Source organism: Streptomyces sp. NPDC032940 (genome assembly GCF_040636935.1).
In the GTDB taxonomy this organism is placed as follows: Bacteria; Actinomycetota; Actinomycetes; order Streptomycetales; family Streptomycetaceae; genus Streptomyces.
Map to the genome: position 1 here is coordinate 170,469 of NZ_JBEZVJ010000011.1, position 26,522 is coordinate 196,990.

23 protein-coding genes and 2 pseudogenes are annotated in these 26,522 nt (G+C 72.9%); 13 read left to right on the forward strand and 12 right to left on the reverse strand.

The window, feature by feature from the left end; all coding sequences use genetic code 11:
* Window positions 1-44 precede the first annotated feature (44 nt).
* From AB0E77_RS16980 to AB0E77_RS16995, 4 genes are all read right to left on the reverse strand, one after another.
* Complete coding sequence (locus tag AB0E77_RS16980; RefSeq protein ID WP_361570810.1) at window positions 45-539, reverse strand: hypothetical protein; 495 nt, start codon at window positions 537-539, stop codon at window positions 45-47.
* A 125-nt stretch (window positions 540-664) separates the two neighbouring features.
* Complete coding sequence (locus tag AB0E77_RS16985) at window positions 665-3,340, reverse strand: LuxR C-terminal-related transcriptional regulator (RefSeq protein WP_361570813.1); 2,676 nt, start codon at window positions 3,338-3,340, stop codon at window positions 665-667.
* A gap of 49 nt (window positions 3,341-3,389) precedes the next feature.
* The gene (locus AB0E77_RS16990) at window positions 3,390-3,578 is read right to left on the reverse strand and encodes a DUF6381 family protein (RefSeq protein ID WP_361570816.1); all 189 of its coding nucleotides are present in this window, start codon (window positions 3,576-3,578) and stop codon (window positions 3,390-3,392) included.
* 113 nt (window positions 3,579-3,691) lie between these two features.
* Complete coding sequence (locus tag AB0E77_RS16995; RefSeq protein ID WP_361570819.1) at window positions 3,692-4,264, reverse strand: alpha/beta hydrolase; 573 nt, start codon at window positions 4,262-4,264, stop codon at window positions 3,692-3,694.
* Window positions 4,265-4,328: 64 nt separating this feature from the next.
* Here AB0E77_RS16995 and AB0E77_RS17000 point away from each other — a divergent pair, with 64 nt between their 5' ends.
* The 3 genes from AB0E77_RS17000 (at window position 4,329) to AB0E77_RS17010 (ending at window position 6,616) form a co-directional block, all read left to right on the forward strand.
* Window positions 4,329-4,700, forward strand: a complete 372-nt coding sequence (locus AB0E77_RS17000; protein WP_361570822.1) for a MerR family transcriptional regulator — start codon at window positions 4,329-4,331, stop codon at window positions 4,698-4,700.
* 95 nt (window positions 4,701-4,795) lie between these two features.
* Window positions 4,796-5,857 carry a methyltransferase domain-containing protein gene (locus AB0E77_RS17005; RefSeq protein WP_361570825.1) on the forward strand — a complete coding sequence of 354 codons (1,062 nt, stop codon included), beginning with the start codon at window positions 4,796-4,798 and terminating at the stop codon, window positions 5,855-5,857.
* A gap of 204 nt (window positions 5,858-6,061) precedes the next feature.
* The gene (locus AB0E77_RS17010) at window positions 6,062-6,616 is read left to right on the forward strand and encodes a YceI family protein (RefSeq protein ID WP_361570828.1); all 555 of its coding nucleotides are present in this window, start codon (window positions 6,062-6,064) and stop codon (window positions 6,614-6,616) included.
* Window positions 6,617-6,697: 81 nt separating this feature from the next.
* Here AB0E77_RS17010 and AB0E77_RS17015 read toward each other — a convergent pair whose 3' ends face one another.
* Window positions 6,698-7,177, reverse strand: coding sequence for a DUF6194 family protein (locus AB0E77_RS17015; protein WP_361570887.1), 480 nt, complete (start codon window positions 7,175-7,177; stop codon window positions 6,698-6,700).
* Between the two features lie 48 nt (window positions 7,178-7,225).
* On the opposite strand from AB0E77_RS17015, the gene AB0E77_RS17020 reads away from it, so the two are divergent.
* Window positions 7,226-8,011 (forward strand): MerR family transcriptional regulator, encoded by a 786-nt coding sequence (locus AB0E77_RS17020; protein ID WP_361570831.1) that lies wholly within the window; start codon window positions 7,226-7,228, stop codon window positions 8,009-8,011.
* A 293-nt stretch (window positions 8,012-8,304) separates the two neighbouring features.
* Here the strand turns inward: AB0E77_RS17020 and AB0E77_RS17025 are convergent.
* Window positions 8,305-8,557, reverse strand: a pseudogene (locus tag AB0E77_RS17025) (MarR family winged helix-turn-helix transcriptional regulator); the annotation flags it as partial.
* Window positions 8,558-8,581: 24 nt separating this feature from the next.
* Between AB0E77_RS17025 and AB0E77_RS17030 the strand changes: the two are divergent.
* Entirely contained in the window at window positions 8,582-11,281 is a 2,700-nt protein-coding gene (locus AB0E77_RS17030; RefSeq protein WP_361570834.1) for a SpoIIE family protein phosphatase, read from the forward strand.
* Window positions 11,278-11,724, forward strand: a complete 447-nt coding sequence (locus tag AB0E77_RS17035) for a TIGR03618 family F420-dependent PPOX class oxidoreductase (RefSeq protein WP_361570837.1) — start codon at window positions 11,278-11,280, stop codon at window positions 11,722-11,724. The genes AB0E77_RS17030 and AB0E77_RS17035 overlap by 4 nt, the downstream gene beginning before the upstream one ends.
* Window positions 11,725-11,770: 46 nt before the next feature.
* Here the strand turns inward: AB0E77_RS17035 and AB0E77_RS17040 are convergent, their stop codons facing one another.
* Genes AB0E77_RS17040 through AB0E77_RS17050 form a run of 3 tightly spaced genes read right to left on the reverse strand, consistent with a single transcriptional unit; the run spans window position 11,771 to window position 14,832 of the window.
* A complete protein-coding gene (locus AB0E77_RS17040) occupies window positions 11,771-12,154 on the reverse strand; it encodes an STAS domain-containing protein (protein WP_361570839.1) in 384 nt (127 codons plus the stop codon).
* 24 nt (window positions 12,155-12,178) lie between these two features.
* Window positions 12,179-13,288 (reverse strand): cobalamin-dependent protein, encoded by a 1,110-nt coding sequence (locus AB0E77_RS17045; protein ID WP_361570842.1) that lies wholly within the window; start codon window positions 13,286-13,288, stop codon window positions 12,179-12,181.
* The gene (locus tag AB0E77_RS17050; RefSeq protein WP_361570890.1) at window positions 13,285-14,832 is read right to left on the reverse strand and encodes a PP2C family protein-serine/threonine phosphatase; all 1,548 of its coding nucleotides are present in this window, start codon (window positions 14,830-14,832) and stop codon (window positions 13,285-13,287) included. Before AB0E77_RS17050 ends, AB0E77_RS17045 begins: the two co-directional genes overlap by 4 nt.
* Before the next feature lie 257 nt (window positions 14,833-15,089).
* Here AB0E77_RS17050 and AB0E77_RS17055 point away from each other — a divergent pair.
* Window positions 15,090-15,308 (forward strand): annotated as a pseudogene (locus AB0E77_RS17055) (SAM-dependent methyltransferase); the annotation flags it as partial.
* Between the two features lie 31 nt (window positions 15,309-15,339).
* Here AB0E77_RS17055 and AB0E77_RS17060 read toward each other — a convergent pair.
* Window positions 15,340-15,918: a dihydrofolate reductase family protein gene (locus AB0E77_RS17060; RefSeq protein ID WP_361570845.1), complete on the reverse strand. Its 579-nt coding sequence runs from the start codon at window positions 15,916-15,918 to the stop codon at window positions 15,340-15,342.
* A 163-nt stretch (window positions 15,919-16,081) separates the two neighbouring features.
* Here AB0E77_RS17060 and AB0E77_RS17065 point away from each other — a divergent pair, with 163 nt between their 5' ends.
* The 3 genes from AB0E77_RS17065 to ykgO all read left to right on the forward strand — a co-directional run bounded on the left by AB0E77_RS17065 (window position 16,082) and on the right by ykgO (window position 17,314).
* The gene (locus tag AB0E77_RS17065) at window positions 16,082-16,618 is read left to right on the forward strand and encodes a hypothetical protein (protein ID WP_361570848.1); all 537 of its coding nucleotides are present in this window, start codon (window positions 16,082-16,084) and stop codon (window positions 16,616-16,618) included.
* 349 nt (window positions 16,619-16,967) lie between these two features.
* Window positions 16,968-17,132, forward strand: a complete 165-nt coding sequence (gene rpmG / locus AB0E77_RS17070; protein ID WP_161164061.1) for a 50S ribosomal protein L33 — start codon at window positions 16,968-16,970, stop codon at window positions 17,130-17,132.
* A 59-nt stretch (window positions 17,133-17,191) separates the two neighbouring features.
* The gene (ykgO, locus tag AB0E77_RS17075; protein WP_064731309.1) at window positions 17,192-17,314 is read left to right on the forward strand and encodes a type B 50S ribosomal protein L36; all 123 of its coding nucleotides are present in this window, start codon (window positions 17,192-17,194) and stop codon (window positions 17,312-17,314) included.
* Window positions 17,315-17,394: 80 nt separating this feature from the next.
* Here the strand turns inward: ykgO and AB0E77_RS17080 are convergent, their stop codons facing one another.
* Complete coding sequence (locus AB0E77_RS17080) at window positions 17,395-18,315, reverse strand: LysR family transcriptional regulator (RefSeq protein WP_361570851.1); 921 nt, start codon at window positions 18,313-18,315, stop codon at window positions 17,395-17,397.
* A gap of 94 nt (window positions 18,316-18,409) precedes the next feature.
* Here AB0E77_RS17080 and AB0E77_RS17085 point away from each other — a divergent pair, with 94 nt between their 5' ends.
* Both AB0E77_RS17085 and AB0E77_RS17090 read left to right on the forward strand, forming a co-directional pair.
* Window positions 18,410-19,276 carry a PhzF family phenazine biosynthesis isomerase gene (locus AB0E77_RS17085; protein WP_361570854.1) on the forward strand — a complete coding sequence of 289 codons (867 nt, stop codon included), beginning with the start codon at window positions 18,410-18,412 and terminating at the stop codon, window positions 19,274-19,276.
* A gap of 374 nt (window positions 19,277-19,650) precedes the next feature.
* Window positions 19,651-21,384, forward strand: a complete 1,734-nt coding sequence (locus AB0E77_RS17090; RefSeq protein ID WP_361570857.1) for a SpoIIE family protein phosphatase — start codon at window positions 19,651-19,653, stop codon at window positions 21,382-21,384.
* 30 nt (window positions 21,385-21,414) lie between these two features.
* On the opposite strand, the gene AB0E77_RS17095 is transcribed toward AB0E77_RS17090, so the two are convergent.
* Window positions 21,415-22,371, reverse strand: a complete 957-nt coding sequence (locus AB0E77_RS17095) for an ankyrin repeat domain-containing protein (RefSeq protein WP_361570860.1) — start codon at window positions 22,369-22,371, stop codon at window positions 21,415-21,417.
* A gap of 560 nt (window positions 22,372-22,931) precedes the next feature.
* On the opposite strand from AB0E77_RS17095, the gene AB0E77_RS17100 reads away from it, so the two are divergent.
* Window positions 22,932-26,348, forward strand: a complete 3,417-nt coding sequence (locus AB0E77_RS17100) for a CARDB domain-containing protein (RefSeq protein WP_361570893.1) — start codon at window positions 22,932-22,934, stop codon at window positions 26,346-26,348.
* The last annotated feature ends 174 nt before the right edge of the window (window positions 26,349-26,522 follow it).

Genomic DNA, 26,522 nt, shown 5'->3' on the forward strand with positions numbered 1-26,522 from the left:
CGCCCTGCGGCCTCACCCGGTACAGGTGACCCGGGCAGTCCGGTTCAGTGGGTGGCCACGATCTTGACGACGACGATCAGCAGGCCGAGCACGATGTTGACCGACGCGGTGGTGGCCATCAGCCGCGGCGAGGCACCCGCGCGGTGGGCCGCCGCGACGGACCAGCCGACCTGTCCCGCCACGGCGACGGACAGCGCCAGCCACACGCCGCCCTGGACGCCGAGCCCGAGCAGCGGACCGACGGCGACGGCCACCGCCGGCGGCACGGCCGCCTTGACGATCGGCCACTCGTCCCGGCACACGCGCAGGACCACCCGGCGGTCCGGCGGGTGTCTGGCGAGACGCGCGCCGAAGAGCTCGGCGTGCACATGGGCCATCCAGAACACCACGCTGGTGACCAGCAGCAACAGGATCAGCTCCGCGCGGGGGAAGGATCCCAGGGAGCCGGCGCCGACCACGACCGAGGCCGCGAGCATGGATCCGTAGACGCCGCCGGTGTAGTCCGCGTGCGCCCGGTGCCCGGTGACCCGTGTGGACATCCTCGTGCCCCTTTCCGGCCACCCCGGCGCGGCCGTCCCTCCGCGGAACGTCCCTCCATGGCACACGACGCGGGCACCGGGCGCCTCACCCGGCGCGGGGGAGGCGCCCGGGAACAGCGGCTCCGTCACAGCAGGCCGAGGTCGCGCGCCCGGCGCACGGCCTCATTGCGCCGGCTCACCGCCAGCTTCCGGTACGCGCTCTTCAGATGGGTCTTCACCGTGTTGACCGACACGCACAGGTCGGCGGCGATCTCCTCCGTGGACATCGTGCGGGCCAGCCGCCGCAGCACGTCACGCTCCCGCCCGCTGAGTTCCACCGCCACCAGGGGCGCCGGGCCCGGCTCGGACCGAGACCGTTCGCCGTTCCGGCGCCGAGGCGGGCCGGGCACGAGCCAGCCCGCGGACAGCTCCCGCGAGGGGGCAGTGTCCAGCAGCGGCCGGATCCAGTCTCCCGCCCTGAGGAACGGGCGCCGCAGCCGTTCGCGCCGGGCGTCGAGAAGGGCCTGGGCGACGAGCCTGCGGGCGGCCGCCGGGTCCCGCGCCTCCTGGGCGGCCCGGGCCTTCACCAGCGCCGCCCCCACGCTCACCACGGGACCGGCCCGTCCCTCCGCGTGGACAGAGTCGACCAGGTCGACGGCGGCCCGGGCGTGTCCCGCGGCGATGAGGAGCGCCGCCGCCTCCACCGCGCACACCGGCTGGTCGCCGCAGACGCCGTCGAGCACCCGGGAGGCTTCGTCCGGCTGTCCCTCGGCCAGCCGGGCGGCGGCGACGACGAGTGCCGCGTGGCTCCGCGCCCACGGTGACGCCACGGCCGCGGCCATGGCCGGTTCCGCCGCCTCCACGGCGGCGTCCGCGTCGCCGCTGTCGAGGAGGAGGCGCGAAGCGACGAGCGCCCGCCCAGCCGTCGGCACCGGATCGCGCGCCCGGTCCGGGAGCCGTGCCGTCTCGTCGAGCAGGACGCGGGCCCGGTCCAGTTCCTGGCGGTCCACGGCCACCGCGGCCAGGACCAGCCGGCCGAGGCCCGCGCCCGCCGACCCGGGCACACCCGCCCGCTCTGCTTCCGACACCGCGGCCAGGGCCTTGCGCTCCGCAGGGCCGAGCCGGCCGCCCAGGTAGTCGAGCAGCGCCAGATGCCCCACCGCATCGGCGCGGGGCAGCGCCGTGGCGGCCCCGGCCGGCGTACCGGCCACCCTGCCGAGGACGGCACGCGCCTCCTCGGACCGCCCCTCCCACAGGCGCGCCGAACCCAGGTGGGTCAGCAGCAGCGCGACCAGTTCCGGATGCTCGTCCAGCAGACCGTCCGGCAGCTGCGGCAGCAGCTCCTCGGCGGCCGCCCAGGCCCGCTCGGCCCACGGCGGACAGCCGGACAGCCGGGCGGCGAGCGCCTCCAGCAGCGCCCCGCTCAGCCGGGCCGCCGCCGGGCCGGGAGCGTCGTCGGGCCATCGCTCCCGCGCCCGGCGCAGCCGGACCAGACCGCGCTCGAGGTCGCGCCGGGACAGGGCACGGGCCGCCAGTACGAGTTCGCTCGCCGGGCTCGTGACCTCGGGCCCCATGCGCGCGAACAACCCCGTCAGCTCGTCGGCGTGCGGACCCGTGAAGAGCCGGCCGATCGCGAGGTCGTCGACGAGCGCGCCGGCGGCGAGATCCCAGTCCTCGCCGGCGGCACCATGGGCGAGGGTCTCGGCGAGGCAGCCGGAACGCCGCAGCCACCGCGCGGCCCGCCGGTGCAGTTCCGGCTCCACGCCGGGCAGGCGCTCGCGCAGATGGACCCGGAGGATCTCCCGGAAGAGCGGGTGCAGCCGGTACCAGCTGTGCCCGAGCCGCTCGATGAACGCGTTCTCCCGGTGCAGCCCGGCGAGGAGGGGCTCGGCATCGGTCCGCAGCGTCAGGGCGTCGGCGAGGCCGGGACAGAACCGGTCCAGGACGCTGACGCGCAGCAGCAGGTCCCGCGTCTCCTGCGTCCTGCCCTCCAGCACCTCGGCCAGCAGAAAGTCCGCGACCGTGCTGTGGCCCGCCTCGAACTCCTTCAGATACAGCTCGGGGTCGGCGCTCTCCCGCGCGGCCAGGGCGGCCAGGCGCAGCCCGGCGGCCCACCCCCGGGTGCGCTCCACCAGGGCGGACGTGGCGTGCTCCGGGAGGCGCAACCCGTGCCGCCGCAGCAGGACACCGGCCTCGGCGTGAGTGAACGACAGCTCGGCGCCGCGGATCTCCGTCAGTTCACCGGCGGCCCGGTAGCGGTGCAGCGGGAGCAGCGGTTCGGTACGGGTGACGAGGACGAGAACGAGTCCCCGTCCGGCGTGGTGCAGGACGAACTCCAGCTCTTCCGCGACCTGGGGCGAGGTCATCCGGTCGTACTCGTCGAGCACCAGGACGACGGGACGGTCCCGGGCGTTCAGCTCGGCGGCGAGCGGGGCCAGCAGCCCGCGGCGCACGACGTCCGCGCCCTGGGGGGCCGTGGCCACGCCGTCCGCCCGAGGTCCGCCGACACGCAGCGCCTCGAAGACGTAGGCCCAGAAGACCCCGGGCCGCCGGTCCTCCGCCTCGACGGTCAGCCAGGCGACCGGTACCCGCAGACCGGCGGTCCAGTCGGCCGTCAGCAGGGTCTTGCCCGCGCCCGCCGGGCCGTTGACCAGTGTCAGCGGCGTGCCGAGCGCTTGGTCGAGATGCTCCACGAGCCGCCGTCGGCGCAGGAACGTGCCCGGCCGCGCCGGAGGCACGAACCGGGTGCGCAGAAAGGGATCTCCCGTGAGACCGCGAGACGGAACGGCGAGTCCCCGGGAAACGTGATCGGCCTCGGTCATGGAGGTCACCGCCCTGTGCGCGCCGCTCCCGTGGGCAGCGCGCCGGCTCCTACTGCCAGGGATAGATGTCCCCACTGCGCATGCCGCTCTCCTGTTCGCACCGGGATCGCAGCGAGCGCGACTTCTCCTGCAGCCGGGCCCGCTGCTGCGGGTCGTCGGTCCGCTCCGCGGCGTCGGCCAGTTCCTTGGCCTTCTCCCGCATGTGCTGCAACCGCTGACGCGTTTCGTCCGAGTTCATGGTCGATCACCTCGTGCAGGAGGGACTCCGGGCGCTCGCCCTGTGTCCAGGGTGCGCCGGTGACGTCGTCCTTGCAGCCCGGGCGCATTACCTGCGGCTCAGAACCGTCAGGCCTACTGGGCACCGACGATCGCGTCTCGGACCTCGGGCAGCGAGGTGACCCCGTCGGAGGCGAGGAAGTGACCGCCCCCGGGGACCAGGCGTGACGACACTCCGAGCAGGCCGGCGAGGCGGTCGGTGTGACCGGCCGGCACGAGCGGGTCGGCGTCCGACCGGATGACCGTGAGCCGGTCGACGCGGTCGGCGAGTCCCGCCACGTCACACCCCTCCCCGATGTAGGCGTCCAGCTCCGGCAGCGCGGGCAGCCGGTCGACGAAGCCGGAGACCAGCACCAGCGTGCCGAGGCGCCAGGTGCCCGGCAGGGAGGACAGATGACGCAGCACGGTCAGGCAGCCCAGGCTGTGCGCGACGACGACCGAGTGCTCGTCCGGCGTGCCCACTTCGGCGCGCACGGCGTCCGTCCACCGCTCGGGGTCCGGGGCCAGCGGGTTCGGCAGGGCCGGGACCGCGGCCGGGATGCCGTCCGCTCGCAGCTGCTCGGCCAGCCGGCCGAACCAGTGGTCGTCGGGAGTCGCACCGTAGCCGTGGATGATCGACGCACGCTGCCGGGTTGTTCCAGGTGTCATGTCGCAGGACGGTACGGCTTCACGTCAGCGTGAAGGTCAAGCCGATGACGGGGAGGGGTCGACGGTGCTGATCAGCGAACTCGCAGAGCGGACCGGGGTGAGCGCGCGAGCGCTGCGTCACTACGAGGAGCGGGGACTGCTGGTCCCGGCCCGCAACAGCAGTGGGTACCGCGCGTATTCCGCGTCCGATGTCGTCCGCGTGGCGCAGATCAGGGCGATGATCTCCGCGGGCCTGGGCACCTCGGTCATCGGGAGGTACCTCGACTGCGTGCGCACCGGCGAGCACGGCATGTCGCTGGAGATGTGCCCGGACCTGCGGGCCGAGCTGGACGCCCTGGCCGGTCGCCTCGAGGCGCAGCAGGCCGAACTCCGTGAGAAACAGCGGCGGTTGAGTGAGCTCACGGCAGCAGGCGCGAGCGCGCGGACTCCGTCCTGACCGGCCGGCCCGGCCCGATTGTCCCCTCGTGGGCGAGGGCGAATACTGGAACCGGGTGACCGGAGCGGCGCTCGTGCTCGGTCAGGAGGGTCACCATGACGACGCAGCAGCACGCACTGGACGAAGCGAAGGTCGAAGCCTTCATGGAGAAGGCGCTCGGGGACATCAGCGGGACGATGGCGCTCGGACTGTGCCACGTGGGCGACCGGCTGGGCCTGTTCAAGGACCTCGCCGCCAATGGTCCTGCCGGCAGCGAGGAGCTCGCGGACCGTCTGGGTCTGAACGAGCGGTACGTACGCGAGTGGCTGCGCGGTCTCACCGCCGCCGGCTACCTGGAGGAACGGGAGCCCGGACGCTTCACCCTCCCCGCCGAGCACGTCCCCGCGCTGGCCGACGAGGCGGGGCCCATGTTCCTGGGCGGCGTCTACCAGATGATGCCCGCCGCGATGGCGCCGTACGAACGGCTGATCGAGGCGTTCCGGAACGGGGGAGGCGTACGGCAGAGCGACTACCCGGACATCATGTGGGACGGGATGAGCCGCTTCACCGGCAGCTGGTTCGAGAGCGTGATGGTCGACGACTGGCTGACCACGTTCCCTCACGTCGTCGAGAAGCTGGAGCGGGGCATCGACGTCGCGGACGTGGGCTGCGGCGCGGGCCGTGCCCTGATCGTCCTGGCCCGGAGGTTCCCGCACTCCCGTTTCACGGGGTTCGACAACTTCCCGGCCCAGGTGGAACGCGCCCGGGCCAACGCGGAGGAGGCCGGCGTCGGCGATCGGGTGACCTTCGAGACGCTCGACGCCACCGAGGGCCTTCCTAGGCGCTACGACCTCGTCACCACCTTCGACGTCATCCACGACGCGGTGGAACCCGGGCGGCTCCTCGCGGCCATCAGGGCCGCGGTCGAGGACGACGGGGACTACCTGATGCTCGAGATCAACTGCGAGGACGACGCGGGCCCCGTGGCGGCCATGTTCTACGGAATCAGCGTCTTCTACTGCATGACCACGTCCCTCGCGAGCGGCGGAGCCGGCCTCGGAGCACGCGGCATGCCCGAGGAGGTCGTCCGCGCCCTGTGCACCGAGGCGGGCTTCGGCGAGGTCGCCCGGTCCGGCGCCGACGACCCGTTCAACGTTCTCTACGACATCAGGCCGTGAGCCTCGGAGCGCACCGGCCCGGCAGCGCACCGCCTGCGCCGTGGCCCGAGGTCAGGGCGCGGCCCCGGTTCGACCGGACAGGTCCCGCCGGTGCCCGGCTCCGCCCGCGCACCGCGTGTCCGTTCAGCCGTGCGGCGGCCAAGCCCTAGCGTGGAGCGGCAACGATCCGGACCGACCGCCCGGATCCAAGCCCACGGAGGAACCATGACGACCACCGACCTCGCCGACCTCACCGGGGACTACGTCCTCGACCCCGCCCACAGCCGGATCGGCTTCGTGGCCCGCCACGCCATGGTGACCAAGGTGCGCGGCGCGTTCCACGAGTTCGAGGGCACCGCCCGTCTCGACGGCGCCGAGCCGGCCCGCTCCACGGCCCAGGTCGTGATCAAGACCGAGAGCATCGACACCGGCGTCGAGCAGCGCGACCAGCACCTGCGGACCAACGACTTCCTCGACGCCCCGAACCACCCCGACATCACCTTCCGGACCACCTCGGTCGAGCCGCGCTCCGAGTCCGAGTACCGCGTCACCGGCGACCTCACCATCAAGGACACCACCCGCCCGGTCACCATCGACGTCGAGTACACGGGCAGCGCCGTCGACCCCTTCGGCAACCAGCGGGTCGGCCTGGAGGGGGCGGTGACCATCTCCCGCAAGGACTTCGGCGTGACCTGGAACGCGCCCCTGGAGGGCGGCGGTGTGCTGGTCGGGGACAAGATCGTCCTGGAGCTGGACATCTCGGCGATCAAGCAGAAGTAGAGCCGGGGCAGAGGCAGAAAGGGAGCGGGCAGAGCCGCTGCGGAGCCGTGCGCTACCGGGCCCGGGCACCGACCGAGTGCGTCAGTCTCCAGAGGCTGTCCGTCCCTGTCGCCGCGCGGACCGGGCACCTGCGGCGTCGTGCGCGCCGCGCAGCAGCCGCAGAACGGTCTCCGCCGTCCGCTCGCCGGGTGCGACGACGGAGATCCAGCCGAGCTCGCCGTACACCGGATGCGGCACGATCGTGTCGGCTGCCGCGTAGTCGTGGGAGCGGCTGAGCCCGCGTGGCGCCTCACCGACGACCTGCTGGAACGTCGCCCGGTCGAGGTGGATGTTCACCCGCCAGCGGCCCGGGCGGTCCAGGTCGGAAGCGGTGTCGCCCGGGTAGTCCTTGGTGACGATCGTCGCGTACGGCTGGACGTTGTGCGGCACCCGGCCGTCGGGGGAGTGGGAGTGGTAGAAGAACGCGTCTCCCCACGCGACCTCGGGGAAGTCGCCTCCCCGCTCCGGGAGAAGGACGAGCGCGCCGTCGAAGGCTCGCACCTGCGCGATGATCTGTTCCATACTCATGGTTCAAGCATGGCCTTCAAGTGCTTATGTGGGGTTGCACGGGTGCGGGAGACGACGGACGGCTCGCGACGAGGACCGCTCCGGACGGTCGACGTCGCCAGGGAGTCGGGCTACTCGGTGCAACAGGTCCGCGACCTGGAGCGGCTGGGCGTCATTCCCCCGGCCACGCGAGCGGGCAACGGGTACCGCTCCTACACGGCCGTCCATGTACAGGCTCTGCGCGCCTACCGAGGGCTTGCCCACGCCGTCGGCCCCGTCGAGGCCCGGCGGACGCTCGCGGAGCTGCGCACCGGGCCGATCGCCAAGGCGGCCTCGGCGGTCGGCGCCGTGCATGTGCGTCTCGCCCGGGAACGGGACGAGGCGCTGCGCGCGCAGGAGGCGTTGCGCGCGATCCGGACCGAGGCGGACACCGGCGAATTCGAGCACGAGGGCGACGCCATGACCATCACCGAGCTCGCCGGTGCACTCGGTGTACGTCCCTCGGCCCTCCGGTTCTGGGAGGAGGAGGGGCTGGTCGTCCCCGAGCGGGTGACCTCGCTGCGGGCGCGTCGCTATGGCCTCTCCGCGATCAGGGCGGCCCGCATCGTGGCGGCCCTGCGCGCCAGCGGCTACGGCATCCCCGCGGTGCGCGACGTCATCGGGTCGCTGCACGGGCTCGAGGGGAGGGAAGAGGCTCAGCGCGTCCTGGGACGGCGTCTCGATCAGATCGCCGAGAGGACCGTGGCGCTGCTCCGGGCGGGCACCGATCTGGCGGCCGTCGTCATGTCCGCCGAGGACGCGCCGCACGTCCGGTCGGAGCCGCCCGGACAGCCGGTGCCGTCCGCATGACAGGGCACCGGAATGCCGGCGTGGCCGTGGGCGTTGAGAGGGGTGTGGTTGTGAAGGGGACTGTGACCCCGGGCCTCACCCCATACCTGCGGGGACGATCGTTCGGCTGAAGCCCCGCAGTGCTCTACGCCGCGGAGGCGACCGCCCTTCACAACCACCCGTTCAGAACCGCTCCTCCCGTCGGCGGTCAGCGTGGCTCTCTCCGCGTCGGCGCGCTCGGTGACCCGGGCGAGGACGCGGGCGTCGGCGGCGGGTGCGGTGGTCATGGTGGTGTCCCCTCAGTGCTCCACCACGACGGCCTGCCGCGTGACGGTCCGGCCCTGCTCGGTGAGCGCGAGCTGGACGGCGCACGGGTCGCGGGGATCGCGGGTGCGCTCGACCAGGCCGGCCGGCTTCAGGGCGCGCGCCGGCCTGGAGACGTACAGCGCCTCCAAGCCGGTGTGGCCGGCGAGCCGGCGCTGACTGAGCCACGGCCCGGTCGACCGCGACGCGCCCCTTGTTGGCCAGCCGCCACCCGATCCCGGCCGAGGGAGGGGGAAATACCACCCCAAGGGGTGCTAAAAATGGTGAATGCGTGAGGGGACGAGCGGCGCATCACCGAGAGCACGGAGACCAGGGCTGCACAGCGTTGCGGCGCAGGTCTTCGTGCTGCAGTTGCTGGTCGTGCTGCTCCTGGCCGCACTGAGCGCCGTCAGCCTGGTCTACGAGACGCGGAGCCAGGCGGTGCGCGGTGCGCGACACCAGGCGCTCGCCGTGGCGGCGGGCGTCGCCAGTTCTCCCGGTGTCGCGGCGGCACTGCAGAGCCCGGACCCGACAGCCGTACTGCAGCCGATGGCCGAGCAGGCACGCCGGACGTCAGGCGTGGACTTCGTCGCCGTGCTGAACCGCGACGGAGTCCGCTACACCGACGTACGCCCCGACCTGATCGGCAAGCGGGCCAGCGGCGACTTCAGCCGGGCGCTCGCCGGTGAGTCCTACACCGAACTGTTCAGGGGAGCGCCGACGGACGCCGTGCGCGCGGCCGTGCCGGTCACCGGCACGGACCAGAAGGTCGTGGGCATCGTCACGGCCGGTCTGGAGATCAGCACCGTGAGCAGCACCTTCTACAGGCAGCTGCCGCTGCTGGCGGCCGGTGCCGCTGGATCCCTGGCGCTGGCCACGGGCGCGGCGTGGCTGGTGAGCCGGCGGTTGCGCCGTCAGACGCACGGGCTCGGGCCGGCCGAGGTGACGCGCATGTACGAGCACCACGACGCGGTGCTGCACGCGGTGCGCGAAGGCGTCCTGGTCATCGGGGAGGACGGCAGGCTGCTGCTGGCCAACGACGAGGCACGGCGACTGTTGCAGCTCCCCGCGGACGCCGAGCAGCGGCCGCTGGGAAGCCTCGGCCTGACTGCCTCGACGACGCGGCTGCTGGCGTCCGAGCGGGGCGTGGACGACGCCGTGCAGCTGGTGGGGGGCCGCCTGCTCGCGGTCAACGTGCGCCGCACCAGCCGCGACGGGGGCGGTCCGGCCGGAAGCGTCGCCACGCTGCGGGACACCACGGAGCTGCGCGCACTCGCCGGACGGGCGGACGTCGCCCGCGAGCGCCTGGAACTGCTCTACCGGGCGAGCGCGGAGATCGGCAGCACCCTGGACGTGGTGCGCACCGCCGAGGAGCTCGCGGAGCTCGTCGTCCCCCAGTTCGCGGACGTCGTCACCGTCGACCTCTTCGAACCGGTGCTGCGCGGCGACGAACCCGCGCCGGGTGTCGCGACGTCGGTGCGGCGCGCCGCGGTGCGCGGTGCGGTCGAGACCTGGCCCTGGCACGAGGCGGGCAGCGCCCTGGAGTACGGGCGGCTCGCACAGCAGCGCCGGGCGATCGAGGGCGAGGACGCCGTGCTGGTGACCGACCTGGCGCGGTCACAGGACTGGCGGGTGACGGATCCGGAAGGCGCGCGGCGCGTGCTGCGACTGGGCTTCCACTCGCTCATCACGGTGCCGCTGCGGGCCCGCGGGGTGGTGCTCGGCTTCGTCATGTTCTGGCGCGGTCCCCTCCCTCCGTTCCAGCCGGACGACGTGTCGCCGGCGGAGGAACTGACGGCCCGCGCGGCGGTGTGCATCGACAACGCGCGCCGCTACACACGGGAGCACGCCACCGCCGTGTCGCTGCAGCGCAGCCTGCTGCCGCGGGGCCTGCCCCCACAGGACGCCGTCGAGGTGGCGCACCGGTATCTTCCGGCGCGATCGGGCGTCGGCGGGGACTGGTTCGACGTCATCCCCCTGTCCGGGGCCCGGGTCGCCCTGGTGGCGGGCGACGTGGTGGGGCACGGTCTGCAGGCCGCCGCCACCATGGGCAGACTGCGAACCGCCGTCCTCAACTTCTCGGCTCTCGACCTGCCCCCGCAAGACCTGCTCTTCCATCTCGACCAGCTCGTCATGCGACTGGACGCCGCAGACCAGACGGGCGGCGAGGGGCACACCGTGACCGGCGCCTCCGTGGTCTACGCGGTCTACGACCCCACCGACGGCCGGTGCGTCATCGCCTGCGCCGGACACCCGCCACCCGCACTCGTCCGGCCCGACGGCTCGGTCGAGTTCGTCGACGTGCCGGCCAACCTGCTGCTCGGCCTGGAGAGCGTCTCGTTCCAGACCGCCGAGATCGACGTTCCGCAGGGCAGCCGCCTGGTGCTCTACACCGACGGACTCGTGGAGGGGCGCAGCGGCGACATCGGCACCGGTCTGGAACTGCTGCGGTCGGCCCTCGCCCGCTCGGGACCGGACGTCGAGAGCACGTGCGGCACCGTCATCGACGCCTTGGTGCCCGACCGCTCCCGCGACGACGTCGCCCTGCTGGTGGCGGCCACCCGCCGCTTCCCGGCCGAGAACATGGCGCAGTGGGACGTCCCCTCCGACTTCGCGGCCGTCGGCGATGTCCGCGCCCGGTGCATGCGGCAACTGGAGAGCTGGGGACTCGACGAGACGGCGTTCACCACGGAACTCGTCCTCAGCGAGCTGATCACGAACGCCGTCCGGTACGGAGCACCGCCCGTCACCGTCCGGCTCCTGAGGCACCACGTCCTGATCTGCGAGGTGCGCGACGCGAGCAGCACTGCACCGCGCGTGGTCCAGGCGGCCGAGTTCGACGAGGGCGGCCGCGGCCTGTTCCTCGTCGCCCAGCTCGCCGACCGGTGGGGCGTGCGCTACACGGGACACGGCAAGGTCATCTGGACCGAACAGTCGCTCGACCGGCCCCAGGGCCCGTCGATCATGGTTGATAGCCTCGCGGAATGACCGCGACATTCGATGAAGCAGTCCGCGCCCGCCTGCAAGCCCCCAACATCTGGTACGTCGGCACCGTGTTCGCCGACGGGGCGCCGCAAGTCAGCCCGATGTGGGTGGACTTGGAGGGCGAGGGAGAACTGTCCTTCAACACGTCGGTGGGCCGGGTGAAGGAGGAGAACCTGCGCCGCGATCCCCGCGTCTACCTCTCGCACGCCGACGCCGGTGACCCCTTCGACCGCGTGCAGATCAGCGGTGTCGTGTCCCGCTTCGTCGAGGGCGAGGAGGCACACGCCCGGATGGACCGGCTGGCCCAGAAGTACCTGGGCAGCGAACGCTTCGAATGGATCATGCCGGGGGAGCAGCGGGTCGCGGTGATCGTACGCCCGCTGAAGGTCCGGCACATCGTCGGCGTGGAGCGGTTCCGGCCGGGTGGTCCGGTCCCCGCGCCCTGATCCGCACGCCCTCGTGGCAGCGCCGCGGCCGGTGGAGGCGCAAGCGCTATGACTCGGACGTCGCGTCCGCGGAGGACTCCGCCGCCGCGACGTCCGGGTGCGCAGTCGTCAGGTGCTCGTACGTCCCCGTGATGTCGAGCAGGCGCTTCAGGGCCGGGCCGATGGCGTCCAGGTGGAAGCCGATCCCGTCGCGGCGGGCCAGTCGGTGCATCAGCAGCAGGACGGACAGCCCCGTCGAGTCGACCGCCCTCAGTTCCCGGCAGTCCAGCCGCAGTTCCCGCACGCCGTCGTGCTCGCGCAGGGCCCGCTGAACCGCTTCGAGCACCAGGTCACCGTTGTCGTAGTCGAGATCGCCGAGCAGCGCGAGACGCACGCTGTGCGGGTGTGGGGTCGGCAGCACCACAACGGGGGTGTCGGGAGAGGCGGTCACGATGTTTCTTCCAGCGTCCGAGGGTCAGGGGCGGGCGGCGAGCGTGGTGCGTCCGGCGTCGAGGAAGCGCCGGGTGCGGGGGAAGTCGCGCAGTTGCTCCTCCAGCAGGTGAATGCCCGGCAGGAGGGACTGCGCCGGGACGCCGCGAGCCGTGAGGACGTCACCGGTCCAGGTGAGGAAGTCGGTGAAGAGGCCGGGGTCGTCCACGTACAGGGCGGCGGCGAGGAAGCCGACGATGTGGGCGATGTCCTCGGCGGTGCGTTCGCGCTGGTCGTCGTCGTAGCCGGCCATCGCGGGGAGGCGCTCCTCCAGGCGCCGGAAGGTCTCGCGCACCAGGCTGCGGGACGACCGGGCGACCATGGTGTACTCCTGGTCGGCCAGGTGCGGCAGGTCGTCGAGAGCCTGGTGCGGAGGCCTGGGGCGAGGCAGGAAGCCGGCGGAGAGCCGGTCGGCGGCGGCGCGCGCCTCGGGCGCCCAGGCGTCGGCGCCCAGCCGGCGGGCGTAGCGTCCGTCGACGCCGAAGGCGAGGCCACCCACCATGACCGGTGTGCCGACGGCCTGGACGGCGGTGATCGCGGCATGGGCCACGGGCAGACGGGTGGACAGCGCGGCGGACAGACAGACGGCGTCCGCGCCGGTGCGGTGGATCTGGCTGATCAGATGCGCCGTGGGCACCTGGGCACCGAGGTAGCCGACCCGCCATCCCCTGAGCCGGAGTGTCTCGGCGAGCAGGCGTGCGGGCAGGGCGTGCCACTCCTTGTCCACGCAGGCGACCGTCACCTTGCCGACGAAGGCGTGGGGACGCCGGACGGGCAGAGCGGCGATGGCACGGTCGCTGATGGCGGTGGCGGCGTGCTCGTCGGCGACGCTCATGCGGTTGGCAGCCCACTCGATTCCCACTCTGTGCTGGACGGCGCCGATCACCTCCAGCAGGACCGTCTCCGCGTCCAGCCCGGCGTCCAGGGCGTCGGCGACGACGTCGAGCGCCGCGTACTCGTCCGCCGCCCGGGCGGCCGTCCAGAGTTTGTCCGCCCATGCCCCGGCACGCTCGTCGCCGAAGGAGGAGGTGAGCCGGGCGCCGACGCGGTGCCGGCCGGGCTCGCTGCCGAGGCCGGGAGCGGGAGAGTTCGTCATGCTGTGTACCTGCCCGCGGTCGTGCCGTCCACGGCACTCAGATGTGTGCCCCGGGGAGCGGTGATGGCCAGCACGGCGATGTCGTCGTGGCGTCCGTCCCCGATCCACTCGTCGACGAGCATCTGGACGCGCTCGACCACGGCCTGGGCGGGCATTCCGGCGCAGTCGAGCAGGGCACGCCGCAGGCGCTCCTCCCCGAACATGGTGTCGCCCAGGGGGCCGCCCCTGGCCTCCGTGACGCCGTCGGTGTAGAGAAGGCAGGTCTCGCCCGGCGCGAGCCGCAGCTCGGCGGTGCGGGTGGTGATCCGGGGCAGCACGCCGATCAGGGTCCCGCCGGTGTCCGCCTCCTCCACGGTGCCGTCCTGACGCATGATCAGCGGCGGGGAATGCCCGGCTGCGGTCAGGCGCAGCACCACGTCGCGCTCCTCACGGCGGGCGGATGCCAGGACGAGGGTCACGAAACGTGTGGAGTGGCTGTTGCGCAGGGCGTTGTTGAGCAGCCGGAGCATCCGGCCGTGGTCGCCCGCCATGGGCAGCAGGGCCTGCAGGGTGTTGCGAATCTTGCCGGTGAGGACCGCCGCCTCCAGGCCCTTGCCGGCCACGTCCCCCAGCACGGTGAGCGATTCGGGGCAGTCCTCGCTCGCCGGATGGACGTCGTAGAAGTCACCGCCGACTCGGTCGGTGTCGACGCTGGCCCGGTAGCCGCCGGCGAACTCCACCCCCTTCACCTGCCGCAGAGCCGGTGGGAGCAGGTCACGCATGAGGGTGTCGGTGATCGTGTTCTGCTCGGCGTACAGTCGCGCCGCGGACATCGCCGCACCGGCCCGGGCGGCGAACAGACCGGCGAACGCCTCCTCCGACTTGCTGAACGCGGTCTGCGGCGCGCGGCGCAGCAGGATCAGGGCACCGGCCGGCACGCCGTGGCCGGGCAGTGGTGTGATCGCCAGCGAGCCGACCTCGCCGAAGCCCTCCGGGACCAGCCAGTCGGGAGCGGTGGCGGGGTCGATCCAGCGGGAGGGCACCGGCGGGAAGCCCCGCAGCGCCTCCGGCAGACCCGGTACGTCCTGCACGGCGCCGGAGACGGTGCGGTGGACCAGACGTCCGTGCTGGTCGCAGACCACCACCGGCAGCTTCCTGGCGGAGGTCGGTGAGATGACCAGTGCCGCGTCGGCCAGGTGCTCGGCGGCCAGACGGGCGGTGACCTCCATGCACCGCTCCAGGTTCAGCGACGCCAGCAAGGCGCTGGAGGCCTCGGACAGGAAGCGGGTGCGTTCGCGCTCCGCCGCCAGTTCCCTCACGGCTGTCCGGTGGGCGGTCTCCTCGACCAGCCACCAGGCTGTGCCGCCGTCGGAGAGCGCGGAGGGGTGGGCGGAGAAGAACGCCTCTCCCACCGCGCCGCTGACCGGGCCGGTGCCGGGGGTGCGGTGCGCGGCGACGAGCCAGTCCGGGGACGACAGGGCCGCACCGACGCGGGCCTCGGGCAGCAGGGCTCTCGCGGTGCCGTGGAGCTCCGTCACCTGTCCTGCGGCGTCCAGGACCACCACCGGGAACGGGACGGCGGCGGTGCCCACCACGCCGGAGGCGTCGGTACGGGCGCCGTAGGGGAACGCGGACACGTGAGGGACACCTCCGGAGAGAACCCTCAATCTTCCTCAAGGGCGAGCGGCTGCTGTCCGACCACCGTCTCTCATCGGGTGCGGCGATGGCAACCCGCCGTGTGCGGCCCCACACTCCCGCCCGGACGCGGCATCACCGCAGCCCGACCGCTCCGCCCCGGCCCCTTCACGGAACGCGGAGAGCCGCGACGCGTGAGCGGCCCGGCATCGATCTGCTCCACCTGTTCAGCACGGAGGAACGGCCCGACTCCGTGACTCGTCCGGCGGCAAGCGGCTGATCCACCTCGGGCCACACGCCCTTCGACTTCACCCACCGGCACGGACGCGGCCCCCTGCCCGAGGAGGACGACGCGGTGGCGGGCAACCGGTGGGTGTTCGCGGAGAAGCCAGGGCCGGCACGGTAGCCGAGCCGGGCGTGGCTCCTGTCCGCGGGCTCTAGTCGCCGGCCCCCGGCGGCCCGTCGAGGACGGTGGGACCGTACTCCAGGAGCTGGAGCCGGCCGTCGAAGGTGCGGCTCTCGGCCAGGTCGAGAGCGACGTCGGGATACTCGTCGAAGATCCGCTCCTTCCCGGTGGCGCCGGTGATGACCGGGAAGACGACCACACGGAACCGGTCGACCAGCCCGGCGGTGAGCAGCGACCGGCAGAGCGCGAGGCTGCCGAGGGTGCGCAGAGGGCCCGCGTCTCGCCGCTTCATGTCCCCCACGGCCGCTACGGCGTCCTCCCGGACCAACTCGGTGTTGTCCCAGGACAGCGGCGCCTCCAGAGTCCGGGAGAACACCACTTTCCGCATCGCGGTCAGCCCGGCGAAGCCGGGATCGTCGGGCATCTCGGCGGCGAACCCGGACATCAGCCGGTAGGTCCTGGCGCCCATGAGGGTGGTGTGCCGCTTCTGTTCGTCGGTGTCGAGCCACGCGAGATACTCGGGTCCTCCCATACCCCAGAGGCCGGGCCAGCCGTCCGCGGACGCGTAGCCGTCGAGCGAGATGATGAAGTCCACCATGAGGCCTGACATCGTGCTGTCCTTCCTGTGCGGGTGCGTACGGGTTGTGACCGCTGCCGAGCCGGAAAGTCATCGCGCCCGGTGAGCGGTGCCGCCCCGCGTGGCGCCGTGGCCGCCGACGGCGTGCGGGTGAGCATGGGGTGACCCGGTTCTCCTCCTGCTCCGAGGCGATGCGATGCCCGACCACTCCCCGCACGTACCGTCCCAGGGCACTGCGCCGAGGGGAGGCATGCGGCCCGAGCTCGCGGAACGCTGGCTGTTCCGGGGCATCTACGGCCTGGTGCTGGCCAGCGCCTTGGTGTCCGCGCTGGACGTGCCGGGGGAGCACGCCGATCCCGGTCAGGACGCGCTGTGGGTGCTGCTCACCGCGGGGGCGTCGGCCGCCGCCCACGGATACGCGCACGTCATCGCCCACCGTGCGTCCGCCGAGGGGGCGGCCCGGCCCGGCAGACTGCGGGCCGTGCTCGCCGAGTGGCCGTTGGTCGTCTCCGTGATGCCCACCGTGCTGCTCCTGCTCGGCGCGGTCGCCGAGTGGTGGAGCGAGGACACGGCGGTCGACGTGGCGCTGCTGCTCAACACCGTCGCGCTGTTCGGCCTGGGATTCTCCGCCGCCCGTACCGCTGGTCTCGGCTGGCTGTCCTCCTGCCGGGCCGGGCTCGTGGACATGCTGATCGGCCTCCTGGTCGTCGCCGCGGACGCACTGATCGAGTAGCGCCGCCCTCGGTTCCCCGGCCCCGGCCGCCGTGATCGTTCGACCGGCCCGCCTCAGGAGCCGGCCGGGCAGCACACGGCGCCGACGCCGGCGTGGCCCCCGGGCCTCCACGGGCCGGGAATGCCGATGCGGGCGGCCGTGTTGTGGCGACCGTGACCGCGGAGGGAGCAGCGCCCCCCGGCATCACCTCCCCGCTGCGGGGACGATCGTCCGGTCGAAGCCTCGCAGGACTCGCCCGCGCGGCCGCCACCCCCACAGTCCTTCGTGGGGAATGCGACACCCGTCACGGGCGTCGGACCGTACGTATGACATGTCCGAGTCAGTCGACTCGGGCGGAAGGAGCACCCCCATGGCACGCAGCACCACACGTCCGGTCGTCCGGCTCACCTCCACGGCCGGCACCGGTGTCACCTACGTGACCCGCAAGAACCGTCTCAACGACCCCGACCGCCTGGTCCTGCGCAAGTACGACCCGGTCGCCGGCGGCCACGTCCTCTTCCGCGAGGCGCGCTGACCCGCAGCGGCTCGCCGCTCCTCGCCCCTGCCCGCCCGACCCCCCGGAGGAACACCGCGATGAAGGTACGCAAGTCGCTGCGCTCGCTGAAGGCCAGGCCCGGCGCCCAGGTGGTGCGCCGGCGTGGAGTGACCTACGTGATCAACAAGAAGGACCCGCGCTTCAAGGCCCGGCAGGGCTGACGGGGCAGCACGTCGGACCTGACGGCCCGGCACCGCACACCTGCGGTGCCGGGCCGTCCGTCCCGAGGCGCGTGGCCGTCTCAACCCTCCTGCGTCCCTGGCGTCGCCCGTCGCACCGCGCCGAAGTGCCGCCGCAGCTGTGAGGTGACGGTGGTGGCGGCGGCGCTGGGGCCACGGCGCCGGTGGCGGGCGAGGAGGACGGAGACGTCCGGAAGGGCGGGACCCGGCACCGCGGCGAGCGTCCCGTCACGGAGCGAGGGAGCCGCGTTGGCCAGGGGCAGGACGGTCAGTCCCAGCCCTGCGGCGACGCAGGAACGGGCGGCCTCGATGCTGCCGAACCGGGTCAGACGGGGCCGCGCTCCGGCGACGGCCCGGAGACGGCCGGCGAGCCGGTCGCTGTAGGAGCAGCCCTGCTCGTGCAGGAAGAACTCCGCCTCGGCCAGTTCCGGCCAGGTCACCGGGGAGTCACGCCCGGCGAGCGGGTGGTGGGGTGCGGCCAGCAGCACCAGAGGCTGGCCGGTCAGACGCTCCGCGACGACGTCCGGGTGGTCGACCTCGTCCTCGAGCAGCAGCGCGCAGTCGAGCACACCCGCCCGCAGCCCCTCCACCGCGCCGGCCGTGCCGCAGGCCTCCAGGTGCACCTGGATCCGCGGGTGCGAGCCGCGCAGTGCGGCGATCACCTGGGGCAGGTGGGCCGAGCACAGGGTCTCGCCCGCGCCGACCGTCACGGTGCCGGTGACCGGTCCCTCCCCGTCGGCCGCGGTGAGCAGGCGCGACTCGGCTTCCAGCACGTCCTCGGCCAGCGGGACGAGGCGGCGACCCGCCTCGGTGAGCAGTGCGCCACGCGGCATGCGGTCGAAGAGCCTGGCGCCGAGCACCTTCTCCAGCGACTTGATCTGCACGGTGACCGTGGACTGTGCGAGCCGCAGTTCGGCAGCGGCGCCGGTGAAGCTGCCGGTCCGGGCGAGTGTGGCGAAGGTCTGGAGCAGCCGGGTGTCCATCACCGCACCTTAAGCCGTGCCATCGTCTTTCTCGATGGAGTAGATGAGAAACCATCGTTGGATTTCATGAGCCAGGAGCGGAATCATGAGGCCCATGACCACTTCCTCGCCTGTCGTCGACGTGCTGCGCTACGCGGCCTTCACCTCCCGCCCCGACGGTGGAAACCCGGCCGGTGTCGTCCTCGACGCCGCGCTGCTCGGCCCGGACCGCATGGGGGCGATCGCCGCCGAGGTCGGCTACTCGGAGACGGCGTTCGTCACCTCCCACGACGAGGAGCGGCGCCGGTTCACGCTCCGGTACTTCAGCCCGCTCGCCGAGGTCGCCTTCTGCGGCCACGCCACCGTGGCGACGGCGGTGGCGCTCGCCGAACGTCTGGGCACCGGTGATCTGGCCTTCGACACCCCTGCCGGCGAGATCCTGGTGACCACGGAGACGGACGCCGACGGCGCGGTGCGGGCGACGCTCACCAGCGTGCCGACCCGGTCGCGGCCGGCGCGGGCCGACGAGGTGGACGCGACGCTGTCCGCCCTGCGCTGGGACAGCGCCGACCTCGACCCCGAACTGCCGCCGCACGTCGCCTTCGCAGGCAACGACCACCTGATCCTGGCCGTCGGCTCCCGGGCCCGGCTGGCCGGCCTCGACTACGACTTCGACGCGCTGGCCGCCCTCATGCGCGAGCACGGCTGGACGACCGTGCACCTGGTCTGGCGTGAGGACGAGCAGCGGTATCACGCGCGGGACCCGTTCCCCGTGGGGGGCGTGGTCGAGGACCCGGCGACCGGAGCGGCCGCGGCCGCGTTCGGCGGCTACCTGCGCACGCTCGGCGCCCTGCCCGCGTCCGGTGTGGTCACCGTCCGGCAGGGGGAGGACATGGGCCGGCCGAGCGAGCTCATCGTGCGAACGGATCCGCAGGGTGCGCGGGTCCACGTCACCGGCCGCGCCGTCCCCATCGCCGGGTGACGGAGCCCAGGGGCCGTGGCGGCGGTCTGAGCCGGAATCCCGCCGCGCCTGTTGCATCTCCGGCTGCTCCGGTACGGACGGGATCAGGGACTACTACCGCCCCGAGAAGTCCGGCATCGCCGGTGACCACCTGGTCCCGGCCGGCAGCCGGTGACGACGGCCCCACCCGTCCCCCGGCCCAGGCCCGTGCCGGAGGCTCGCGCGCACGTGCCTGGGCCGGTGCGGCGTCCGCCCCCGTGGAACACGGGCCGAAGCAGTGCGCGGTGGACGTGAGACTTCTGTGCCTCCGTGGGGCATATGAAGGAACAGGCTCCGCAGGCCGTCATGAGCACGAGCGGGACGGAGGCGGCGCACGGTCACGAGGAGGCCCGGACATGGCAGGCGTGAAGGACACGGACACCGGCCACCACCCGTGCCGGGACGCGCCCTGCCCCCAGGTCACCGAGGTTCTTGAGGTCATCGGCACCGGAGCGTACGTGGTCGACGAGCAGGGCCGCGTCGTGGCCGTCAACGGCCGTGCCGAGGAACTGCTGGGCCGCCGGGCGAAGGACATGGCCGGCCAGGACGCCCACGACCTGCTGCACCGGGGACCGCAGGGCCAGCAGCTGCCCGCCACCCGGTGCGGCATGCGGCAGGCGTTCCACGCCGGACGCCCGGCTCAGGCCGAGCTCGACCACTTCGCCCGCGCCGACGGCTCCGTCCTGCCCGTCTCCTGGCTCATCGCCCCCTACACCGTCCACGGCCACGACGCGCACACCCTCGTCATCTTTCACCCGCGCGAGCACGAACGCTCCGCCGAACCGCGTCCGGAGCGGCCCGCGGAGTCCATGAGTGAACTCGAACGGCTGGCCCTGCTCGCCGAGACCACCACGCAGCTGACCTCGACACTCAACGTCGACGAGACGCTGCGCCGGCTGGTGGCCCTGGTTCTGCCCCGGCTCGCGGACTGGGCCGTCATCGACCTGATCACCGAACACGAAGAGGTGTGGCGGACCGCCGTCGTGCATGTCGAGGGGGACCGCCTGGTCCACCGCGACGACCTCGAGGGACCGATGCCGCCGGTACCCGAGGAATCACCGATGCCCCTCTCCCGCGCCCTGCGCGGCGTCGCCTCTGCGCTCGCCGGACCCGGCACCTACCAGGGCACCCCGGACTCCGGCATCGCCGTCGAACAGCGTCGCCTCTTCGACGCCACCGGCATGCGCTCCGCCGCCATCGTCCCCCTGAGGGGAACCCGTGAGGTCCTGGGAGCCCTCACCCTGGGCCGGGCGGACACGGCGGCCGACTTCTCCGCCACCGACCTCCCTCTGATCGAGGACGTGGCCCGCCGCGCCGCCCTCGCGCTGGACAACGCCCGCCTCTACCAGCGCCAGCGCGCCGTCGCCGAGACCATGCAGAATCACCTGCTGCCCCAGATGCCGCGCGTCCCCGGGCTGCAACTGGCCGTCCGCTACCTGCCCGCCCCCGACGCCTCCCAGGTCGGCGGGGACTGGTACGACGCGTTCGTCCTGTCCGACGGGGCGACCGCACTGGCCGTCGGGGACGTCGTCGGCCACGATCTGGAGGCGGCGGCCGGGATGGCCCAGCTGCGCAACATGCTCCGTGCCTACGCCTGGTCGCAGCAGGAGCCGCCCAGCCGCGTCGTGGAGCGCCTCGACGAGGCGATCATGCCCATCACCGACGTCTCCATGGCCACGCTGGTCTTCGCCCGCGTCATCAGGACGGAACACGGACCCTGGCGGCTGTCATGGACCAACGCGGGTCACCCCCCGCCCCTGCTCGTCACCCGCGAAGGCCTGACCGACTACCTCACCGGCGGACACAGCCTGCTGCTCGGCACCGGCCTCGGCGCCTCCCGTCCGGACGCCACCGTCCTGCTGCCACCGGGGTGCACGCTCCTTCTCTACACCGACGGCCTCGTCGAAGTGCCCGGCCGCACCCTGGACGAGGGGCTGGACCGGCTGCGCCAGCACGCCGCGGCCCTCGCCCACCGGCCCCTGCCGTCCTTCGCCGACCAACTCCTGCGCCGGGTCCGGCCGCCCGGCCTCGACGACGTCGCCCTTCTGTCGCTGCGCACACCGGACACGACAACGCCCGGGCACGGGTGACGACTTGACCGTGGGCGAGGCACCGCCGGGTCAGTGGCTCCAGTAGTCGCGGTGCGGCAGCTCGACCCACACGTCGGGCGGTCCGGCCACGGCGCGGTTGTCCGTCGGGCGCAGTCCCACGAAGGCGCAGGAGTACGCCACCGCGTCGTAGTGAAAGAGGTACGAGGCCAGGACCTCCTCCGGGGTGTCGCCCTCGTCCGGCCCGCCGCCGGGGTGCAGATCCCAGCCTTCGATGGCACCGTCACGGGCGATACTGCCCTGGTTGCCGCTCTTGGGATTGGCATACAGCCCGTAGCAGACCGTGCCGGCGGACAGCCTGGTCAGCACGCCGGGCATCTGCGGCGCGTACCCCCAGGGCTGTGTCAGGACACAGCCGCCCGGCACGGTGGTGACGCCGATGATCTGAAGGATCTCGTCGGTGTCGTAGGCGTACGGGTATTCCAGCTCCTCGTCGAGGACGTCCGCCTCGACCGGCGTCGCCTCCAGACGGCGCACCGCCTCCTCCGCGTCGATCCCGGCCACGCAGGCCAGCCCCGTACCGTCATAGTCGAAGGTGCCCAGCGCCGCGGTGAGCCGCCGGCCCTCCTCGGCTGCCGCACGCTCCGCGTCGGTCAGGCCCATCCCTTCCGGCACCGGGAAGAGGTCCGGGGTCGGTCCCGCCAGACTCAGGCGCCCCGGTGACCAGCCTCCGATCGAAGGCCGCCACGGGTCGGCCCCGGCAGCGGCGAGGGCGCGCGCGTTGTGCGGTTTTCCGCACACGACGGCCTCCCACAGTGCCGTCACCCCGTGCTCCAGCGCGTCCACATCCGTGACACGGCCGGCCAACTCCGTGACGACCTCCGGGGATCCGAACACCGCCGCACGATGGAGCGGCCGGCCCCCGCTCCACCTCTCCGGATCGGCGCCTTCGCCGAGGCGGCGGCGAATGTCGTCGACATCCTTCCAGTCCCAGCCCATACCCGACCAACCGTCACTGTCCGGTGCCATCTTGTCGTCCCTCTCCGGCATGTCGAACGCTTGTCGTGTCCCACGCTCGCACAGGGGTCTGACACGGGGACCGGCCGGCGCCCGGCACCTCCGTGCGGCGGCCTCGTCATGTGCCGCCCCTCCACGGAATCTTCACCACGCCCGATCCCTCCCGCGACCACACCTCGCCGCCGACGTCAGGCGAGGCGAGACCCGGCCCCGGCGTGCTGGCCCCCAAGTGCCCTCCCGTCCCCAGCCGTTGACAAAGTCGATACACGGTAGAAACCTGTCACCTCAGCGCTGCAAAAGATTGACGAAATCACTCAACTTTTGGATTTGAGCGGGTCCGGCGTCACCTCGGCTTCTTCTGGGCCCGCTGCACCACTCCACCACCGACCAGGCACACCGGTCCGCCGTACCCCAAGCCCACCGCCTCTCGGCGTGCCCGCGCCGCCCCGCGGCGAGCTGGGCCGGGCGCACGGCGCACCGGTGTGCGGGCACCGAGGGAAAGGGAACGAGGGAGCCTCATGAGAGCCGTGAAAGCCATGAGAGTCATGGGCGTCATGCGCGTCATGCGCGTCGTGCGAGGAAGACATGCGGGGCGGCGGATCTGCGCCGGCCTCGCGACGGCGGGTCTGCTCAGCGCCGGCCTGGTCACGGCGGGGGCGACGCCCGCGACGGCCCGGGCCGTCGCGGCGGAGGGACCGAACCTGGCGCTGGGCCGGCCGGTGACGACGAGCGGGGCCCACGGCGGCTACCCGGCGAGCAGCATCACCGACGGCAGCCAGGCCTCGTACTGGGAAGGCCCCGCGGGATCGTTCCCGCAGTGGGTGCAGATCGATCTCGGCGCCACGACCGGCCTCGACGACGTCGTGCTGAAGCTCCCCGCCTCCTGGGAGTCGCGCACCGAGACCGTCAGCGTCCAGGGCAGCACCGACGGCCAGGACTTCGCCACCCTCTCCGCGGGCGCGGCGAGGACCTTCTCCCCGGACGCCGCGGGCACCGTGACCGTGGGCGTCGAGGGCGAGGCGCGCTACGTCCGGGTCCAGGTGACCGGCAACACCGGCTGGAACGCGGCCCAGCTGTCCGAGGTGGAGGTCCACGGCGACGCCGGAGGCGAGGACCCGGGGACACCGCCCGCCGGCACCAACCTCGCCCTGCGCAAACCGATCGAGGCCTCCTCGACGACCCAGAACTACGTCGCCGCCAACGCCAACGACGGCAGCACGGCCACCTACTGGGAGGCGAGCGGCCAGCCGTCGACCCTGACCACCCGGCTCGGCGCCGACGCGGACCTGAGCGGCGTGGTCGTCAAACTCAACCCCGACCCGGTCTGGGCCGCCCGCACGCAGAGCATCCAGGTGCTGGGCCGCGCGGCCGGAGCCTCCGGCTTCACCGTCCTGAAGAACCGCGCCGACTACACCTTCAGCCCGGCGCAGAACAAGAACACCGTGACCATCCCGGTCTCGGGCCGCTACGCGGACGTGCGCCTGGAGTTCTCCGGCAACACCGGCGCCGGCGGGGGACAGGTCGCGGAGTTCGAGGTCGTCGGCGCCGCCGCGCCCGCGCCCGACCTGACCGTCACCTCGCTCACCTGGTCCCCCGCCGCGCCCTCCGAGTCGGACGCGGTCACCGTCGAGGCCACCGTCCGCAACGACGGCAGCGCCGCGTCGCCCGCCACCACGGTGGACGTCAGCCTCGAAGGCACCGTCGCCGGCAGCGCCGCCGTGGGCGCCCTCTCCCCAGGGGCGTCGGTGAAGGTGCCGGTACAGGTCGGCAAGCGGCCCATGGGCGGCTACACCGTCTCCGCGGTCGTCGACCCCTCCGACTCCGTCGCCGAACTCGACAACAGCAACAACAGCCGCAACGCCGCCTCGAAGCTGGTCGTCGGCCAGGCCCCCGGCCCGGACCTCGAGGTCACCGGCATCACCACCGACCCGGCCAGCCCGGCCGTCGGAGCCAAGGTCGGCTTCACCGTCGCCGTGCACAACCGGGGCACCAGCGCCGTGCCCGCCGGCTCGGTCACCCGGCTCACCGTCGGCGGCACCACCCTGAACGGCACCACCGGTGCCGTCGCCGCCGGTGCCACCGTGAACGTGGCCGTCAGCGGTGAGTGGACCGCCACCAGCGGCGGAGCCACCCTCACCGCCACGGCGGACGCCACCTCCGTCGTCCAGGAGACCAACGAGGACAACAACACCTTCGCCCGCTCCCTCGTCGTCGGCCGCGGCGCCGCCGTGCCCTACGCCGAGTACGAGGCGGAGGACGGGCGTTACCACGGCACCCTGCTGAAGACCGACGCCAAGCGGACCTTCGGGCACACCAACTTCGCCACCGAGTCCTCCGGCCGCCAGTCGGTCCGGCTCGACTCGACCGGACAGTACGTGGAGTTCACCTCCACCACGCCGTCCAACTCGGTCGTCGTGCGCAACTCGATCCCGGACGCGGCGGGCGGCGGCGGCCAGGAGGCGACGATCAGCCTCTACGCCGACGGGAAGTTCGTCCGCAAGCTCGGCCTGTCGTCCAGGCACAGCTGGCTCTACGGCACGACCGACGACCCGGAGGGCCTGACCAACCGGCCCGGCGGTGACGCCCGCCGCCTGTTCGACGAGTCCCACGCCCTGCTCACCCAGACCTACCCGGCGGGCACGACGTTCCGTCTCCAGCGCGACGCCGACGACAACGCCGCCTTCTACGTCATCGACCTCCTCGACCTGGAGCAGGTCGCCCCCGCCGCCGCCAAGCCCGCGGAGTGCGTCTCCATCACCGAGTACGGGGCCGTGCCCAACGACGGCCTCGACGACGCGGACGCCCTCCAGCGCGCCGTCACCGCGGACCAGAACGGCGAGATCCCCTGCGTCTGGATCCCGGCGGGACAGTGGCGCCAGGAGAAGAAGATCCTCACCGACGACCCCCAGAACCGCGGCCAGTACAACCAGGTCGGCATCCGCGACGTCACGATCCGCGGCGCCGGCATGTGGCACTCCCAGCTGTACTCGCTGATCGAGCCGCAGGACGCGGGCGGCATCAACCACCCGCACGAAGGCAACTTCGGCTTCGACATCGACGACAACACCAGGATCTCCGATATCGCGATCTTCGGCTCCGGCACCATCCGCGGCGGCGACGGCGGCGCCGAGGGCGGCGTCGCGCTCAACGGCCGCTTCGGCAAGAACACCAGGATCACCAACGTATGGATCGAGCACTCCAACGTCGGCGCCTGGGTCGGCCGGGACTACTCCAACATCCCCGAGCTGTGGGGCCCCGCCGACGGCCTGGAGTTCAACGGCGTACGCATCCGCAACACCTACGCCGACGGCGTCAACTTCTCCAACGGCACCCGCAACTCGACCGTCTACAACTCGTCCCTCCGCAATACCGGCGACGACGCGCTCGCCGTGTGGGCCAACAAATACGTGAAGGACACCACCGTCGACGTCGGCCACGACAACCACTTCCGCAACAACACCATCCAGCTGCCCTGGCGGGCCAACGGCGTCGCGGTCTACGGCGGTCACGGCAACTCGGTCGAGAACAACCTGATCTCCGACACCATGAACTACCCGGGGATCATGCTCGCCACCGACCACGACCCGCTGCCCTTCTCCGGCCAGACGCTGCTCGCCAACAACGGTCTGTACCGCACGGGCGGCGCGTTCTGGGGCGAGGCCCAGGAGTTCGGCGCGATCACCCTGTTCGCCCAGGGCCAGGACATCCCGGGCGTCACGATCCGCGACACCGAGATCCACGACTCCACCTACGACGGCATCCAGTTCAAGACGGGCGGCGGCGCGATGCCCGGTGTCCAGATCAAGAACGTCACCATCGACAAGTCCAACAACGGCTCCGGGATCCTCGCCATGGGCGGGGCGCGCGGGAGCGCCACCCTCACCGACGTGACGATCACCGACTCGGCCGAGGGCGACGTGGTGAAGGAGCCCGGCTCGCAGTTCACGTTCAACGGCTCGGCAGGCGGGTCCGCCGCCCCGCGCCGCTGACCACGCCCCACCGCGGTGGGGGGGGGGGGGCGCGGGGCGCCCCCCCCCCCCCCCCCCCCCCCCCCCCCCCCCCCCCCCGCCCCCCCCCCCCCCCCCCCCCCCCCCCCCCCCCCCCCCCCCCCCCCCCCCCCCCCCCCCCCCCCCCCCCCCCCCCCCCCCCCCCCCCCCCCCCCC